The sequence below is a fragment of the Citrobacter sp. Cf125 genome (assembly GCF_030333935.1).
Classification (GTDB): Bacteria; Pseudomonadota; Gammaproteobacteria; order Enterobacterales; family Enterobacteriaceae; genus Citrobacter; species Citrobacter freundii.
On record NZ_JAOWEY010000025.1, the window covers coordinates 890,999 to 906,353 of the forward strand.

At 46.1% G+C, this 15,355-nt stretch carries 10 protein-coding genes, 2 tRNA genes and 1 pseudogene; 4 read left to right on the forward strand and 9 right to left on the reverse strand.

All coding sequences use genetic code 11. The annotated features are described in order from the left end of the window. Positions 1–21 precede the first annotated feature (21 nt). From fecR to OGV89_RS20940, 7 genes and pseudogenes are all read right to left on the reverse strand, one after another. Complete coding sequence (gene fecR / locus OGV89_RS20910; RefSeq protein ID WP_200002934.1) at positions 22–975, reverse strand: ferric citrate uptake sigma factor regulator FecR; 954 nt, start codon at positions 973–975, stop codon at positions 22–24. Next, positions 972–1,493, reverse strand: a complete 522-nt coding sequence (gene fecI / locus OGV89_RS20915) for a ferric citrate uptake sigma factor FecI (protein WP_032936172.1) — start codon at positions 1,491–1,493, stop codon at positions 972–974. Before fecI ends, fecR begins: the two co-directional genes overlap by 4 nt. Positions 1,494–1,979: 486 nt before the next feature. Further along, the gene (locus OGV89_RS20920; protein ID WP_032939255.1) at positions 1,980–2,591 is read right to left on the reverse strand and encodes a hypothetical protein; all 612 of its coding nucleotides are present in this window, start codon (positions 2,589–2,591) and stop codon (positions 1,980–1,982) included. A 5-nt stretch (positions 2,592–2,596) separates the two neighbouring features. Next, positions 2,597–3,295, reverse strand: coding sequence for a matrixin family metalloprotease (locus tag OGV89_RS20925; protein WP_286559243.1), 699 nt, complete (start codon positions 3,293–3,295; stop codon positions 2,597–2,599). A gap of 576 nt (positions 3,296–3,871) precedes the next feature. Continuing rightward, a pseudogene (locus OGV89_RS20930) lies at positions 3,872–5,007 on the reverse strand (IS3 family transposase). 37 nt (positions 5,008–5,044) lie between these two features. Next, the gene (locus OGV89_RS20935; protein WP_003846761.1) at positions 5,045–7,495 is read right to left on the reverse strand and encodes a hypothetical protein; all 2,451 of its coding nucleotides are present in this window, start codon (positions 7,493–7,495) and stop codon (positions 5,045–5,047) included. 4 nt (positions 7,496–7,499) lie between these two features. After that, a complete protein-coding gene (locus OGV89_RS20940; RefSeq protein WP_003846760.1) occupies positions 7,500–11,399 on the reverse strand; it encodes a hypothetical protein in 3,900 nt (1,299 codons plus the stop codon). A gap of 613 nt (positions 11,400–12,012) precedes the next feature. Between OGV89_RS20940 and OGV89_RS20945 the strand changes: the two genes are divergently transcribed. Beyond that, entirely contained in the window at positions 12,013–12,270 is a 258-nt protein-coding gene (locus OGV89_RS20945) for an AbrB/MazE/SpoVT family DNA-binding domain-containing protein (RefSeq protein WP_003836694.1), read from the forward strand. Further along, entirely contained in the window at positions 12,271–12,603 is a 333-nt protein-coding gene (locus tag OGV89_RS20950; RefSeq protein WP_003846754.1) for a type II toxin-antitoxin system PemK/MazF family toxin, read from the forward strand. It abuts the gene before it with no gap. A gap of 72 nt (positions 12,604–12,675) precedes the next feature. Here the strand turns inward: OGV89_RS20950 and OGV89_RS20955 are convergent. Then, positions 12,676–12,751, reverse strand: a tRNA-Asn gene (locus OGV89_RS20955). 326 nt (positions 12,752–13,077) lie between these two features. Here OGV89_RS20955 and nac point away from each other — a divergent pair. After that, the gene (nac, locus tag OGV89_RS20960) at positions 13,078–13,995 is read left to right on the forward strand and encodes a nitrogen assimilation transcriptional regulator NAC (protein WP_061549521.1); all 918 of its coding nucleotides are present in this window, start codon (positions 13,078–13,080) and stop codon (positions 13,993–13,995) included. A gap of 101 nt (positions 13,996–14,096) precedes the next feature. Then, positions 14,097–15,047, forward strand: a complete 951-nt coding sequence (gene cbl / locus OGV89_RS20965) for an HTH-type transcriptional regulator Cbl (RefSeq protein WP_003832224.1) — start codon at positions 14,097–14,099, stop codon at positions 15,045–15,047. A gap of 140 nt (positions 15,048–15,187) precedes the next feature. Here cbl and OGV89_RS20970 read toward each other — a convergent pair. Beyond that, positions 15,188–15,263: transfer RNA gene (locus OGV89_RS20970), tRNA-Asn, on the reverse strand. Positions 15,264–15,355 lie beyond the last annotated feature (92 nt).

Below are 15,355 nucleotides of genomic sequence, written 5' to 3' on the forward strand. Positions count from 1 at the left end.
TCGAAATGAGAATTATTTTTCTTACAATGCTGAGATATTTACCCAGTATCGCGTAACCGACTGAATTTTCACTGGAAGAGTCTGCGCGATAACATTCAGGATGGCATCGGTATTGTTCAGCGGGAAGGTCCCGCTCAGGCGTAACCCGGCCACAGCCGGATCGCAGCGCAGCACGCCGTTGCGATAACGGCTCAGCGTGGCAATCACTTCACCCAGAGGTTTATCGCTAAAGCTCAGAATGCCCTGCGTCCAGGCGGCGCTTTCATCATCCGCTGAGGTAATTGCACCAAATTCAGACGCGCTAAACTGCAGGCTCTCGCCAGCGCTGACGATGCGTTTTTCCTGCGGAAGATTTGCCAGTAAGACTTCAACCGCGTGTTGTTGAACGGTAACGCGTGTGACGTTGTCCTGCTGGTAGACGGTAAATTCTGTGCCTAACGCGGTGAGCCGGCCCTGGCGGGTCACAACGTGGAAAGGTCTCTGCTGCGCGTCTTTTGCGGTAGTAATAGCAATTTCGCCGTACCAGAGATGGACAGCGCGTTGACGCGTATCAAAACGAACGTCCGCGGCGCTTTGCGTGTTGAGCGTCAGCAGCGAGCCATCGTCCAGCCGCTGATGGCTGACAGCCCCTTTGGCGGTGCGGTAGTCCGCGCGCAGACCTTCTCCGGCTTCAGATTGCCAGAGCTGCCAGCTGCCGCCCACGCCGAGCAGCAGCAGTAGCCCTTTCATGACATGACGACGTGTAAGACGCGTATCGTGCAGCGCCCGGCTGGCGACATCGCCCGGAACGCTGCTGAGCTGGCTGCGCAGGTTTTCAACCTGTTGCCAGGCCCACTGATGATCTTTGTCCTCTTCATACCATTGTTGCCAGCGCGCTTCCTGCTGTGGGCTGACACGCTCGTCGCTCAATACGGCATACCAGTGTGATGCCGAGCGCAATGCCTGGCGGCGAGAATCGGTGATAGAGGCGTTCACAGACCGTGCTCCAGACGAAACAGCAGACAATGTTCGATAGCCTTTGCCATATATTTTTTCACTGAACTGACCGAAACACCGAGCTTTAGCGCTATTTCGCTGTAGGTCAGACCATCCAGCTGCGAAAGGAGAAACGCTTCGCGTGTTTTTCCGCTCAGCCCGTCAAGCATGCTGTCGATGAGTTGCAGGGTTTCGAGCTGACTCTCGCGTTCCTCTGGCGAAGGCGCGAGATTTTCCGGCATAAGCGCCAGCATCTCCAGATAGGCTTTTTCCAGCGCGTTTCGGCGAAACAGGTCGACCATCACCCGTTTGGCGAGAGTGCACAGAAAGGAACGCGGATCGCGGATCGTCGAGAGCGGCCCGCTGCCCATTACCCGTAGAAAAGTGTCCTGGGCAATGTCATCTGCATCAAAGGCGGACTGGAGTTTGCGCGTCAGCCAGCTTTTCAGCCAGCCGTGATGTGCGCCATAAAGCGACTCGAGCGTAAAGGAAGCAGTGGTAGTGGCGTGGTCAGACATGCGGAATGTATCAAAAGTTAATTATCACGCGATTATAGTAATATGAGAATGGTTATCATTACAATTGGAAATATAATTGTATTACGTTGAACGTATTAACGCATTGTTTTTTATAAAAATCTTATGATGTGGATATTGGATGGGAAAGAGGAGTGTGATTTGGCATGTGATGGTTGGAATGACATCTGACCATGTCTGTTGCGAGCGTGGAGCAAACATTGAGTTTGAGAACATCTTCGATGATGAATAATTTATAAGTGACAAAGTTAATCACAGTGATTCATACATCTAGTCTTTCGGTAATGTTTATATAGAGGAAGGGCATTACACTAACAAGAATGGCGCTACAAGCCGGCTTATAACATTAATGTTTTCATGACTGACCCCTTTTACTCTTTTTTAGAGTAAAAGGGGTATCTTAAAAGCCAGCTTTGGCTAAGATTAGTGTGAAAGTAATCAAAGATTGATACTTGGCCGGCTATTATTTTATTCATTACTCCAGTTTGACCACCCAGCGGATTGTTCAAAGGCCAGTTTTATTGCAGCCGTAGCCAGGCCAACGGCAGTTAGTTCAGCAGCCTTACCGGAAAGGCATCCAGTAAAAGTGGCGGATGCGCCTGCGTATGCCGCAGCAACTCGGGCAGTTGGTTCTGGTGATGGTGTAGCCCAAAGTGCGGCAACTGCAACAGCGGAGGAGAGACCAACGCACGTAGCTACTATGTTTTCCACTACGCTGCGCGCGGCTTCTGAAAGATCTGTGGGACCAATTCCATTCATATATACTTCTACCTGCATTGTCCGGTAATCAGTTGCCCACTGGTTGCAGGTACGCCATTCTCCTCCCCATGGCCAGTTACCCCATGCTTCACCTATACATCTTGTTCTTGTTTGCGGTGGTGTCAGAGGATCTCCCCATTGTGCAATTTTTTTTCTTCCATACTGACCACCAGAACTTAAAGCAGACCCAAGGTCTTTCTTATCAAAATTAGGGAATCCTTTTGAATCGTATCCATCTACATTTAAATCATTATTAGGCACCTGTGCAGCAATACCAGATAGTGGCATACTAATTAAAAATAGGAATGGTAATAATTTCATTATAATCACCCTTTTATTGAGCATACGGTAGGATCAAAAACAGCATTGGGGACTGGGCCATAAAGGCATGCAGAACCTATTTTATCTTTTTCTGTTAAATTAAGGGACCAGTCACCCAGTCCATTACATTGAGGGTAATGCATTACTGAAAACCCATCATATGAAGTTAAAGGTTTCCAGTCCTTGTCCTCGAAACATTTGCCTGCTTCAGGGCGAGTTTGCTCATGCCTAAATGAAAGCGTATGTCCTAGTTCATGTCTGAGTATGCCGGTCAAGGTTAACTTTCCAGGTGAAAGATTCAGCGCTGATTTATCGATAAGAACATTTCGTTGTAATCTTTCGTATCTTGGGAAAAACGCACGTGCAAGGTATTGCCCATTGACATCTACAGGCCGAACATCAAATATGACATCAGTTGTATTCTCATTGCAAAGTGGGTCAAGCCATGAAGAATGTATAAATCTTACATCACTTGCATCTGACCATGCTTTAGCTGCATCATGCATTGCTGCTACGACGGTGTCATATTTCTCTCCAAACGAGGTACTTATACAATAGGTGAGATTCCTTTTTGTTACGTTGTCCCATTTACTTATATTCCCCTGTGGGGCATCAACAATAAGCCATGTGTTTTCATTTATATTAAAACCGAATAAAACACTTTTCCAACTGGCTGCAAGTTCTCTTTCATAAAACTCTCGCAAGTCAGATTCATTAGCAATAGGGGTATCACCATTAACAATATAAACACCACCAGAGAATGGTTCTTTATAGACCGTTTTTTAAACTCCTCAAAGCCATTTCTTACAACCTTATGGCTAAGTTTTACATCATTAATATCACTTATTACCTTTGCCTGTTCAATCAGTTCGTCAGTGGGTTTTATTGCCGCAGAGGTTACTGATGCAATAGGTATGACAGTTAAGTATGTAACTAAGAGAAAGTTAAGTGTTTTCATCATTTTCTCCTTAATATTAATGGACATAATGATGTTAATGAGAAAATATGGCGAAAATTATAAATTCACCATATACCATTAACTAGAATAGATTGTCCTGGCAGGTATTCAATGTTGAAATTATGATAAGGTATTAATTAAGATGGGCTATTGTATAATTCGAAGGTGGATGTATATGCAATATGCATTTCACCGTCAATAATACAGAAGCATTATGGTTGCTTTGTCGGGTTTACAGTTTGTTAAGTGAATCGCCACAGGTTTAACAGACACCTCGGAGTCATTTATGGACTGACCCCACGACAGTGGACAAATTCTGTCCTCACGACGAGGTCTGTTCGAAGGCCTCCGGACTGACGCCGCCGAGATGACTGTGGCGCCGGGCCCGGTTGTAGAACACTTCAATGTAATCGAAGATATCCGCCCGGGCCAGATCCCGGGTTTTGTATATTCTCTTCCTGATACGTTCTTTTTTCAGTGAACTGAAAAACGATTCGGCCACCGCATTATCCCAGCAGTTGCCACGCCGGCTCATACTCGGAGCCAGGTTATTGACCCGGCAGAAGCGCTGCCAGTCGTCACTTCCATACTGGCTACCTTGACCGCTATGTACGATGACCTCGCCGTCCGGTTTTCGACGCCAGACGGCCATCATCAGCGCATCCAGCGCCAGTTCGCGTGAGAGAGGGCTTCATCGACCAGCCGACCACGTTACGGGCGAAGAGATCGATAACCACCGCCAGATACAACCATCCCTGCCAGGTGCGGATGTAAGTAATATCGGTGACCCAGACCTGATTGGCCCGGACAACGGTAAACTGCCGCTGCACGCGATTAGGAGCGACCACTGAAGGTCTGCCGACGATACGACGTGGCGCTTTATAGCCGCGTACCGCTTTAATCCGGTTCAGTTGCATGATGCGGCCCACCCGGGGTTTTTACCGCAGGTTTCCCCGATTTCGTTCAGATCGCCATGAACCCGCCGGTAACCGTAAACGCCTCCGCTCAGTGAATAGGCGTCGCGGATAAGCATCAGCAGATACTGGTTATCTTTATCACGCGCCGAGACCGGGTTGTGCAGCCACGCATAGACCCCGGCCCGGGCGACATTCAGTACCAGACACATCGTCATCACACCCCATACAGTGCGGTGTTCATTGATAAAGCGGTACTTCAGTCGGGCTCCCTTGCAAAGTACCGCGCGGCCTTTTTCAGGATATCCCGTTCTTCTTCGGTACGTTTTAGCTGCGCGCGTGGTTTCAGGATTTCGCTTTTGGCTTCCAGTAAATCCCGGGCATGTTGTTCGCTGTTATCAGGCTTGATAGCCCGTAGCCACTTGTAGAGGCTGTGCGCAGAAACGCCCAGACGGTCAGATACTTCGGCAACGGAATAACCGCGTTCTGTTATCTGACGGACGGCTTCTTCCTTAAATTCAGGTGTAAATCGTGGTGTGCCCATATGCTCCCCCTATGCTCAAACTATAGGGCAGGATCGTCTACCGGGGGGGACAGTCCACATCCAGCTGAACCTGACATTCCTTCCATCGACGCACAAGCGTAGCCACACAGGGATTGCCCGCTAGTTGATTCATTCTGACCCAATCAACATCAACTAGTCCGGCAAGAAGTTCGGAATTAAGTTCACCCTGCAATGCATGCCATTGGCGAATACTGGGTTGTCGTTGAATAATGGGTTGAGGGGATGAAAGACTGCCAACAATGACGTAATTTTGCTCTGGATCATGCCAGAGTCGTGTAATACCTGGTACGTTCTTGAGCCAGTTGCGAGGATCGCCTAAAGGTAAATCGAAGACACGAGATAATAATTTATTCCATGATGCTATTAATGATGTACTGGCTCTTTTTACTGATTTTTTAGCGACTGCCACCATAAGCGCATTTTTCTTTTCAGGCCATTGGGAAAAAACATAATTTTTTAAAACATCATAAGTGACATTGAATTCATTGTCGGAATAATATTTTCTTAAAGCACATTTCCATAGGTCACACAACAACTCTAGTTCACGAAGTAACGTATTTTTATTTGTATCGGATAATTCACCTTCTTCAGTAAGTTGGTCTATATGAAATATTAGTTCATCCATTTCAGGTAATAACCATTTATTAAGAGGGAGTTGTTGCCGTTGAGAATCCAGAATAGTCATTAAATCGTTTAATCTCTCCGGAAGCATATGAGGTGCTCCATATTGTGGATCCTGAAGGAGGATAGTCACTTCTTCCGTTTTGTGAATTATCACCGTCAACCGATTAATAAATCGGGTCAACTTCTCTGCTTCATTCCAAATCCCTTGTGTAATATCTTGGGGGCGATAATGGTAAGGCCACTTTTCGTTAAGCAAAGCGAGTAGTGCTGTTACAGAGGTATCAAATGAACAGAGTATATTATCACAGGCTGAAACAGCATCCGGCATAGCTGGGTGGAAAGGTAATATTATTGGGCGGTCTTGTTTAACAGTAAACAAACAGCCATTAGTGATTACAGCGAGACTGCTAGTGAGTAGATCCTTCTGCTGCGGAAGCGTCACACTAATTTTGGTCTCATTGCATAGCAGTAAATGCTTCAGGGCTAATTCTTTATATACAATTTCAACATTACGTGCCAAAGATTCTTGAACCGCTTTTTTCTCAAAATCACTGATACTATAATCATAGTAACGAGAATCTGTGGCAGGAATAAGCCTCGTGTCACCGTCAGGGGTAGACTGTTCTATGAGTAAGTTATCCGTAATTGGGTCACCTGTGAGATCAAAAGGATTAACATTAATATGCTGGCAGGCAGCTTTTGTTCTTAACATTTGTGTCAATGGATAGCGGTCGTCAATGATACCCGGAGTCTGATCCAGCAAAACAAGTAGACACTGTGATCCATCAATTTCTATGTTCACAATCTGATCCGGTTCTATATCAGGTAGTAATGACATGCGTGCATCAGGATATTTTTCATTCAGCAGCGACTGAATGTTATTAACAATGTATTGTGGGGATACATTTTTCGAAAAACGTAGATCAAGAATCTTTATCTCTCTGTCAAGCTGTACACTTGGGAATTTAGCCTTGTCAGCTGTTTTGAATTTTGTTTTAAGCGGTAAAGGGCTTAACTTAAGTACTATTGGAGATAATCCGAAGCCAAATTTTCTTGCTTGCTCAATAAATTCATTTTGAACGGGTTGAAGGATCCAAGGCCAGCTATTTTTGAGTGAGGTTGAAGACGAAAGGTCGAGAAAAGGGCGTAGCTTGCGTTTATCTTTATTTTTGGCTACCTCCCGGTAAATTTGAAATTTAGGTTTTGTCGTTTCTTCCGCTTTCCAGCGGGCAAGAACATTATTTTTATCATAAATCCATAATGGTTGATGAATCTTAAATAATTCGTCTTTTATATCGACTGGACGTAGTGGAACATTTTTATGAAATAATATAACCTCAGTGATATTTTTATCGCTTCTTTGTTGAGTGCGACAGTCCAGACTAATTGCATTGATACCGCAACTATTCTTACTTTTCCAGACGTCAGTCTGTAGTAATGGGCATCCCAGTGTATGGCTACCTTTGCAATGTGAACCAAAGGCGGAGACTTTACGCATGATAAGTCGGATCCATACTGGATTCAGCATAGCCTCGTAATGGACACGCGTTGGCTCAACAATAATCCCATCACCATTTTTTATTATTGGTGGCTTGTCTTGCTCTGAGTCCAAAGCAACGTATAGTCCAAATTGATCCTTATGAGATTTCATCAAATAAGGATAATAACGACTGCCTAACTCATCATCAATTCGGCTTTGCCATTCATTCCAGCGATAGTTTTTACTTAACGGATAATGATAGACAACTAGTTTTTCAGCTTTCTCCCGATCGATCTCGTTGTCCCGGTAAATCATGTGTGAAAGAGGGAGAGAACGGATTATTTCGTCATTACGTTTCGCCATGATGTTATGCTCTTTCCATAATGTTTTGATTGATGATTTTTTTTAGTTGCCCGAATCCGGGTGTTTCCACTGAAATGGTGTCTGGGGTCACGCATCCGCCGAGAATCAGAATGTCCGCCTCATAAGGATTTTGAACACGGGTTAATTGGTGAGAGAAACCCAGTAATTGACTATCAGCATGTGGAGCAACAAAGTTGGCGATAACCAATTTGGTTTTATTACCCTCGATAGCGCGAATTTGTGCCAGTTTTTTACTCAGACCCAGAGGGGTATGCTCTTGATTTGCGCCAGATGCCAACCATTGTTGATATTCTTCATCTGCCTTATCAAGAGTATCTTGTCTCCAAAACTTAGCATCCACACGATAATCAGAATTTTTTATGCTGAAATCATACTGCTCAAAAAGCCGGTGATTGCTCACTTGGCTGGTGGTAATGATGCTCTCTGAATAAAGAAGTGCACGGATAGCTTCTTCTCCCAGACGTCCCATCAGTAGGCGTTGTATAGCTAGTGGATGGAATGCGTAACGCTCTTCCAAATCGTTCGCGAATGGCATAATAGACGTTCTGTAACCCTTACGGTTGAACCAGTCAGTAATGACAGGATGACGTTGAATATACTGATACAGTTTCTGAGGGTTGTATTGGCGCAGCCCTTCTGCTGTTTTGTCAAAAAACTGCCATGTCTGTGGGGAGTACCAGATTTTGCCGTCAGTATTAGCTAATTTCGGTTTTTCAAAGCAAGCCCATTTATATAATTCAAGATCAATGTCGAAAGCGTTTTTTCCCGGTTTCCAGGCTAAATCATGTTGAAGTACTGCTTTACCGAGTTGTCGCCAGAGTAATGGGATGTCATCTCTTGGTGTTGACTGTTCCCGTAACAACCGAATAGCCGGAACTAGTCGCTGATCGATATAATCCACTGCTAGTTTTCCAGGCTGTGTCGGCGTCATGAGCTGGCTGAAGAAATTATTCTGTGTCAGTTCATCACGCTCCCGAAGTGTATCCAGTAATTGACGATTGAGTGCCGAAAGCTGTCGACGATTTGATGTATAGATAGGTAATGAAGCAAAGCGGGACAGGTCTTTTGCTAGTTCAGCATCAAGGTGAATCTCAGCGTTGGGTACTTCGCACCAGGCTCTCTCAATACGACCAACCTGCTGTTGAACATTGGCTGCCGTATTTTTTATATAATCGCTGGTTCTCTTATACTCTCCGTTTAACCGGGAGATTTCGTTCTTCCTGTTCAACATCAGTGGCAGGATAAAGCGCTGATGCTGTTTACGTGAAATTTCCCCTGCTCGTAGTAGTTTTTCCAGATTGCGTAACTGGAAGCCTGCATGTGCCATATCATCATTGCTATCTGCACTAGTCTGGAAAGCGGAAAAGTAAAAATGCCGTGATTCCAGTAAATATAAACAGGTCAAATCCATATTCTTGCCGGATTCAGGTAGGCTGAAATCCAGATTTATACCGTTGGTGGCAGAGGCAGTTTGTGTCAGCACAATAACAATACGTCGGGAAGCAAATGCAGCCTGATAGGCATCACTGAAGCCCTTTTTTTTCTGACATTCTGCGGTTAACAGACAGATTAGTGCGGGCTCGTTATGTATAGTCAACGGGATAAATACATCAGTAAAATTCTTTAGCAGAAGATTGTCGGATAAAGGCGGATCCAGCTTTAACCATGTGAGGCAATCTCTGCTTTGTGTCGCTATTGCAGCGGTTAGCCATTTTCTTAAATAAGATATGGAATTAACAAAAGCCAGATGCCCTCTGTGCTGAGGTCTTTTTCCTGCTAGATCCAGCACATCAAGCAGCTTAAGTAGAATATTTTGGCGATACTCTGATTCGAAATCTGTTGAAGGTTCATCATCATTCTGGAAAAAATCAGGGGGCAGAGAAGCGAGAAGATCGGCTGAATGCGGGCTGTTCTTTGTTCTATTAAAATCATGGATCTCAGTATTCAGTTGTGTCTTTCTGATGCTTTCCTTGCTGCTATTGATTTCTTCAATCGCGGTATTTTGTAACTTAAGGTCATCATCGGACTGAACGTAGGGAATCGGTTCTTTAAACCAGGAATCAGGTCGGTTTTCAAAAGTAGTTCCGAGAAAGCTTTCCGTAACTGTAGGGTTACGTGCTTCTGCAATATAGCGTAAGGCTGAGTTTATCCACCGGACATCAAAGTGGTTGCAGGCTCTTTCAATATATGATGTGGCCGACAGTGCAAAAACGAGATTACGGCTGGCTAGTGACAGTAGTAAACCTTCTGCTGTTGTTGGCAAGAACGCACGCTTGATCTGTATTCGTAATGGATCGATATCTGTATCCACAACATTTTGTTTCAGCAACCAGTTAGTTAACCCAAAAATACTGGCATGTGTATTGGGCAAAATATTACTTTTTCTTAGTTCCCGTAGTTCAGGCAGATCGGTACGTGGTAACAAAAACCGAGACATATTTGGCAGGGTTGAACCATAATATGACGGTCTGTAGTCATTAACCGGGTCGAACAGAAGTCGGGTTAACTTTTTGATGTATTCATACGTTTCATCTTCGCTGGCTGTCAGGTCCGTTAACATCAGACTGAACTTTCGAATAAACTTTTCCATCAGGCGCAAAAAATCACTGATGTCGATAGCCTGATCGTTATCCTGAAATGAGAAATCTGGTCTGATAATTTCGTAGCCATGTTCAGCCTGGCGCATGATAAGGCGCTCACTGGTTACCAGTTGATCGGAGCGAAATAAATAATGTTCACCGAAGGGTTTATTATCCAGATATCTTTGCAGAGGAATTACTAGCGATCTGGCATGTGTTAAATCAATTTTTTTTCCTTTTAAGGCGTTATCTAGTTCGTTAAGAAATGTCCCAAGACGTTCACGGATCATCGGTGCAGGTGCTGTTTCAACATATTGCATTCGTTGCAGTAATCTGCGTCCCCCCTCGAGTAACTGCCCCAAGCATTCAGGCGGTTCCTGAACCCATTGAGCTTGCGCCAGATATTCCTGTAGTACCTCAGCCTGATAATCAAATTCATCAATAAAAATGACATAATTGCGCAGCTCTTTGCTGGACATTCGTACTTTGCGCCGCCCATCGTAAAATGATGAAACGAGCTTTTGGGTTGTCATAATCAGCAGGTGTTGTTTTTCGTCGCGCCAGGCGATGGCGGGCAGAATGCGTCTGACCCAGGCATGACGACGGAAGTCATCAACTCGTTGCTTGGCGATCTGTAAGAGTTCATGTTCTTCACCATATTTTTCTTTTTGTTTCCTGGCTTCTTTTTCCAGCAATTTGATATTTTGAATTATCGATATCTCAACTGCCGCACATGATTTTATTAACGCCTCTTTTTCACTGGCGATAGCTACACGTAAATGTGCCGGGTATACTTTCAATGATTTATTGATATATAGGATATTCCTGCAATTCTTACGCAGTTTGTCTGCAATATCTGGGGCGACAAATAAGTTTTTTTCCTCAAGTTCGTTGATTGAATTAAAGGGATCCGGAAGTGAATCTGCGGAAATATCTTTCTCATGAGGTAGCGGAGTAACCTCGATTGCAGAAACAATTTGTTCATCCTGCGCGTAAAGCACACTAACGTTAAATGGTTTTCCATTGCTGTCTTCATGCGAAGCTGTTTTTTCGTAAATGTCGTGGAGTATATTCCAGCGATGGGTAACCAGAATGGCCTGAGAGCCTGATTTTTTTATTGTCTCTAACGCCGGAGGGGTGTTATCGGCGAAGCTAGAACGGTAGAGAGCGCTAGTTTTTCCACTGCCCGTGGGCCCCTGTAACTGACAAAAACCGGCAATGTGTTTCGTGGTTCTGGATCTTTTTGCTTGGGATAACGTATGTTCGATAACGGCATTATAGGAACGCAGTAAAGGGGGATTCACATATCACCTCATCTATTATCTCGACTTTTCGACGACTAATATTTCAACAATTCATGTTACTCTGCTCGGATGACATTGCAATAGATGTGGCTAATTTTTCTTTATAAATCAATGAACATGATATATTTTGTGACGTTATGATTAGTCTTGATGTCATATTGCTACTTTAGGTCATATGTTCTCTGTAAACGCGTTTTCGTCCTTTTTTCTCTTGCCTAATTGCCGGGTGTCACATCTGAACTAATTTGGCCTTTGCGCTATCGCTGATACTTCTCCGGAGAAGGTCCGAGCCGGAAGCTGTGCCGCATTTCTTTTATCTGAACCGTCATAATCCTTTGAATCGCAAAACAGTTTTCTATTATCGGCCTTCTTACCACGAACTAAGCTCCCGCCTGCACGAAATGCGTCATGACCTGAAAGAAGCGCCTGATGTATCAGGAGGGTAGCCGTTTTACCGGTAATGCAGCCTTTGAAAACTGCCGGCTCTGTCTTCGGACGGATTAAGGTCTCCTTCACGCTTAGCCACGCTGAGGAAATCACAATGAATCTGACTAAAAATTGCGCACCACCCACCATTGATGTTATATTAAAATATAATATTCGGAGGTGTTCTATGTATACCACTCGCCTGAAAAAGGTCGGCGGATCCATCATGCTGGCGGTTCCTCCTGCCGTGCTGAAAACGCTGGAGCTGTCGACGGACAGCGAAGTGGGTATGACCATTGATAATGGCTGCCTGATTATTGAACCCCAGAAACGACCTCGTTATTCGCTTGAGGAACTGCTGGCGCAGTGCGATCCGCACGCCGAAATGAGCGATGAGGATAGGGAATGGATTGATGCGCCTGCAGTGGGTAAGGAGATCCTGTAAATGGACAGAGGGGAAATCTGGCTCGTCTCACTGGATCCTACAGCCGGACATGAGCAAAGCGGAAAACGTCCGGTGCTTATCGTTTCTCCAGCATCATTTAATAAGTTCACCCGGCTACCTGTTGTCGTTCCCGTCACTAGCGGCGGAAACTTTGCCCGCGCAGCCGGTTTTACCGTCTCCCTGGACGGTGCGGGAACAAAAACAACGGGTGTTATTCGCTGCGACCAACCCAGAACGATTGATATGGAGGCTCGGAACGGTAAGTGTCTGGAACGTATACCCGAAGCTGTTGTAAATGAAGTGCTGGCCCGACTGGAAGCCATTCTAAGCTGAGGCTTTCGGTGTGATTAACAAACGTAGAAAAGCAAAAAGCCTGCTTAGTTTCCTGAGCAGGCTTCTTAAATATGGCTCCTCTGACTGGACTCGAACCAGTGACATACGGATTAACAGTCCGCCGTTCTACCGACTGAACTACAGAGGAATCGTTTGAACGAGGCGCATATTAGCGAGGGTGGTGAGGCTTGTCAAAGGGGTAAATACATTTGTGTGTTCGTTTGCTGACAAAATCAGCAAAGCGGCGATCTTTCCGTCTTTTTATGCTTTTGCCCCATTCTGGTGCGTGTCTACCTCTTCCAGGGCAGCCTGAATGAGATATTTAGGTGTGCAGAATGATCTTCCTTCGCTTTTACTCCTGACTTTGTGCGGCTTTAACCATAAAACACCGTTTTAGACGAAAGTGGCAAGCATCTTGCAATCCTGAATTCAATGACTGCCAGCACGGGTTCTGGTATTCCGACAGGAGGCAAAATGAACTTTAGACGACTGAAATATTTCGTGAAAATCGTCGATATTGGTAGCCTGACCCAGGCAGCGGAAGTATTGCACATTGCGCAACCCGCGCTGAGCCAGCAGGTCGCTACGCTGGAAGGTGAGCTTGATCAGCAATTGCTGATTCGTACCAAGCGTGGCGTCACGCCGACGGAAGCAGGAAAAGTGTTATATACCCACGCCCGGACGATTTTACGTCAGTGTGAACAGGCGCAACTTGCGGTTAATAACGTGGGACAGACCTTGACAGGCCAGGTCTCTATCGGCCTTGCGCCGGGGACAGCAGCGTCATCCATTACCATGCCGTTATTACAGACGCTACGTGCCGAACTGCCCGATGTGCAGGTCTATCTGCATGAAAACAGTGGGGCAGTGCTGAATGACAAGCTGCTCAGCGGGCAATTAGATATGGCAGTGCTCTATGAGCGTTCACCCGTGGCGGGCATCAGCAGTCAACCGTTGCTTAAAGAGGATCTGTATCTGGTCGGCACGCGTGAGTGTCCGGGGCAAAGCGTCGATTTAGCCGCGGTGGCGCAGATGAGTTTGTTCTTGCCACGGGATTACAGCGCGGTTCGCCTGCGCGTGGATGAAGCTTTTTCGCTACGTCGCTTAACGGCTAAAGTGATTGGCGAAATTGAATCTATCTCCACCCTGACGGCTGCCATTGCCAGTGGTATGGGCGTCACAGTGTTGCCCGAGTCGGCCGCCCGTTCATTATGCAATGCAGCGAACGGCTGGATGGCGCGCATCACAACCCCATCGATGAATCTGCCATTATCGTTGAACGTGTCAGCCAGAGGGAGCTTATCGCCCCAGGCGCAGGCAGTGAAGGAGATCCTGCTATCGCTGGTTAGCCGTCCGGCGCTGGAAAATCGCGAACTGCAGCTGGTCAGCTAAACCTTATTCCCGCGAGGAATAAGATGCAGGTTTTTATTATTTGTTATGCCGGGCATCAGACTTTAACAATAGCGTAATGTCTGATGTGCCCGGAGTGAAACGTGAATTTCCAGCAACTCAAAATAATCCGCGAGGCGGCCCGTCAGGATTACAACCTGACGGAGGTCGCGAATATACTGTACACCTCGCAGTCGGGCGTCAGCCGACACATTCGTGAACTTGAAGATGAACTTGGCATCGAAATTTTTATCCGTCGTGGTAAACGCCTGTTGGGCATGACTGAACCGGGTAAAGCCTTGCTGATCATTGCCGAACGTATTCTGAATGAGGCCAGCAATGTTCGTCGACTGGCGGATCTGTTTACCAATGACACGTCCGGCGTTCTGACGATTGCCACCACGCATACCCAGGCACGCTATAGCTTGCCTGCGGTGATAAAAGCCTTTCGTGAGTTGTTCCCTGAGGTGCGTCTGGAACTTATTCAGGGCACACCACAGGAGATTGATGTCCTGCTACAAAATGGCGGGGCAGATATCGGAATTGCCAGTGAGCGGCTGAGCAGCGATCCATTGTTGGTGGCTTTTCCCTGGTTTCGTTGGCACCACAGCCTGCTTGTTCCTCATGACCATCCATTAGTGAAGGCTTCTCCGCTAACGCTGGAGTCCATCGCTCACTGGCCGTTAATTACCTATCGTCAGGGGATTACAGGGCGTTCCCGCATCGATGAGGCGTTTGCTCGCAAGGGGCTGATACCTGATATTATTCTCAGCGCCCAGGACTCGGATGTGATTAAAACTTACGTGTCACTGGGATTGGGGATTGGGCTGGTGGCAGAGCAATCCAGCGGCGAGCAGGAAGAGGGGACGTTAACCCGTCTGGATACCCGGCATTTGTTTGATGCAAATACCGTTTGGCTAGGGCTTAAACGCGGACAACTGCAGCGCAACTACGTCTGGCGATTCATCGAGCTATGCAACGCAGGGTTATCCGTCGATGAAATTAAGCGTCAGGCGATGGAGCCAGATGAAGCGGTGATTGATTATCAGATTTAACAATAAAAGCCCGTGAGAAACGGGCTTCTCTCGTTGCCAGTATGGAAAAGCCTGGGTGTGAAGTGAAGCGCTCTACCTGGTTAATGGGATCGCAGAAAAGCAAAAAGCCTGCTTAGTTTCCTGAGCAGGCTTCTTAAATATGGCTCCTCTGACTGGACTCGAACCAGTGACATACGGATTAACAGTCCGCCGTTCTACCGACTGAACTACAGAGGAATCGTTTGAACGAGGCGAATATTAGCGATGCCGCTCAGCGTTGTCAAAGCCAGAATGGATAAATGCGATCGTTTGCTGAAATATTCCTCATT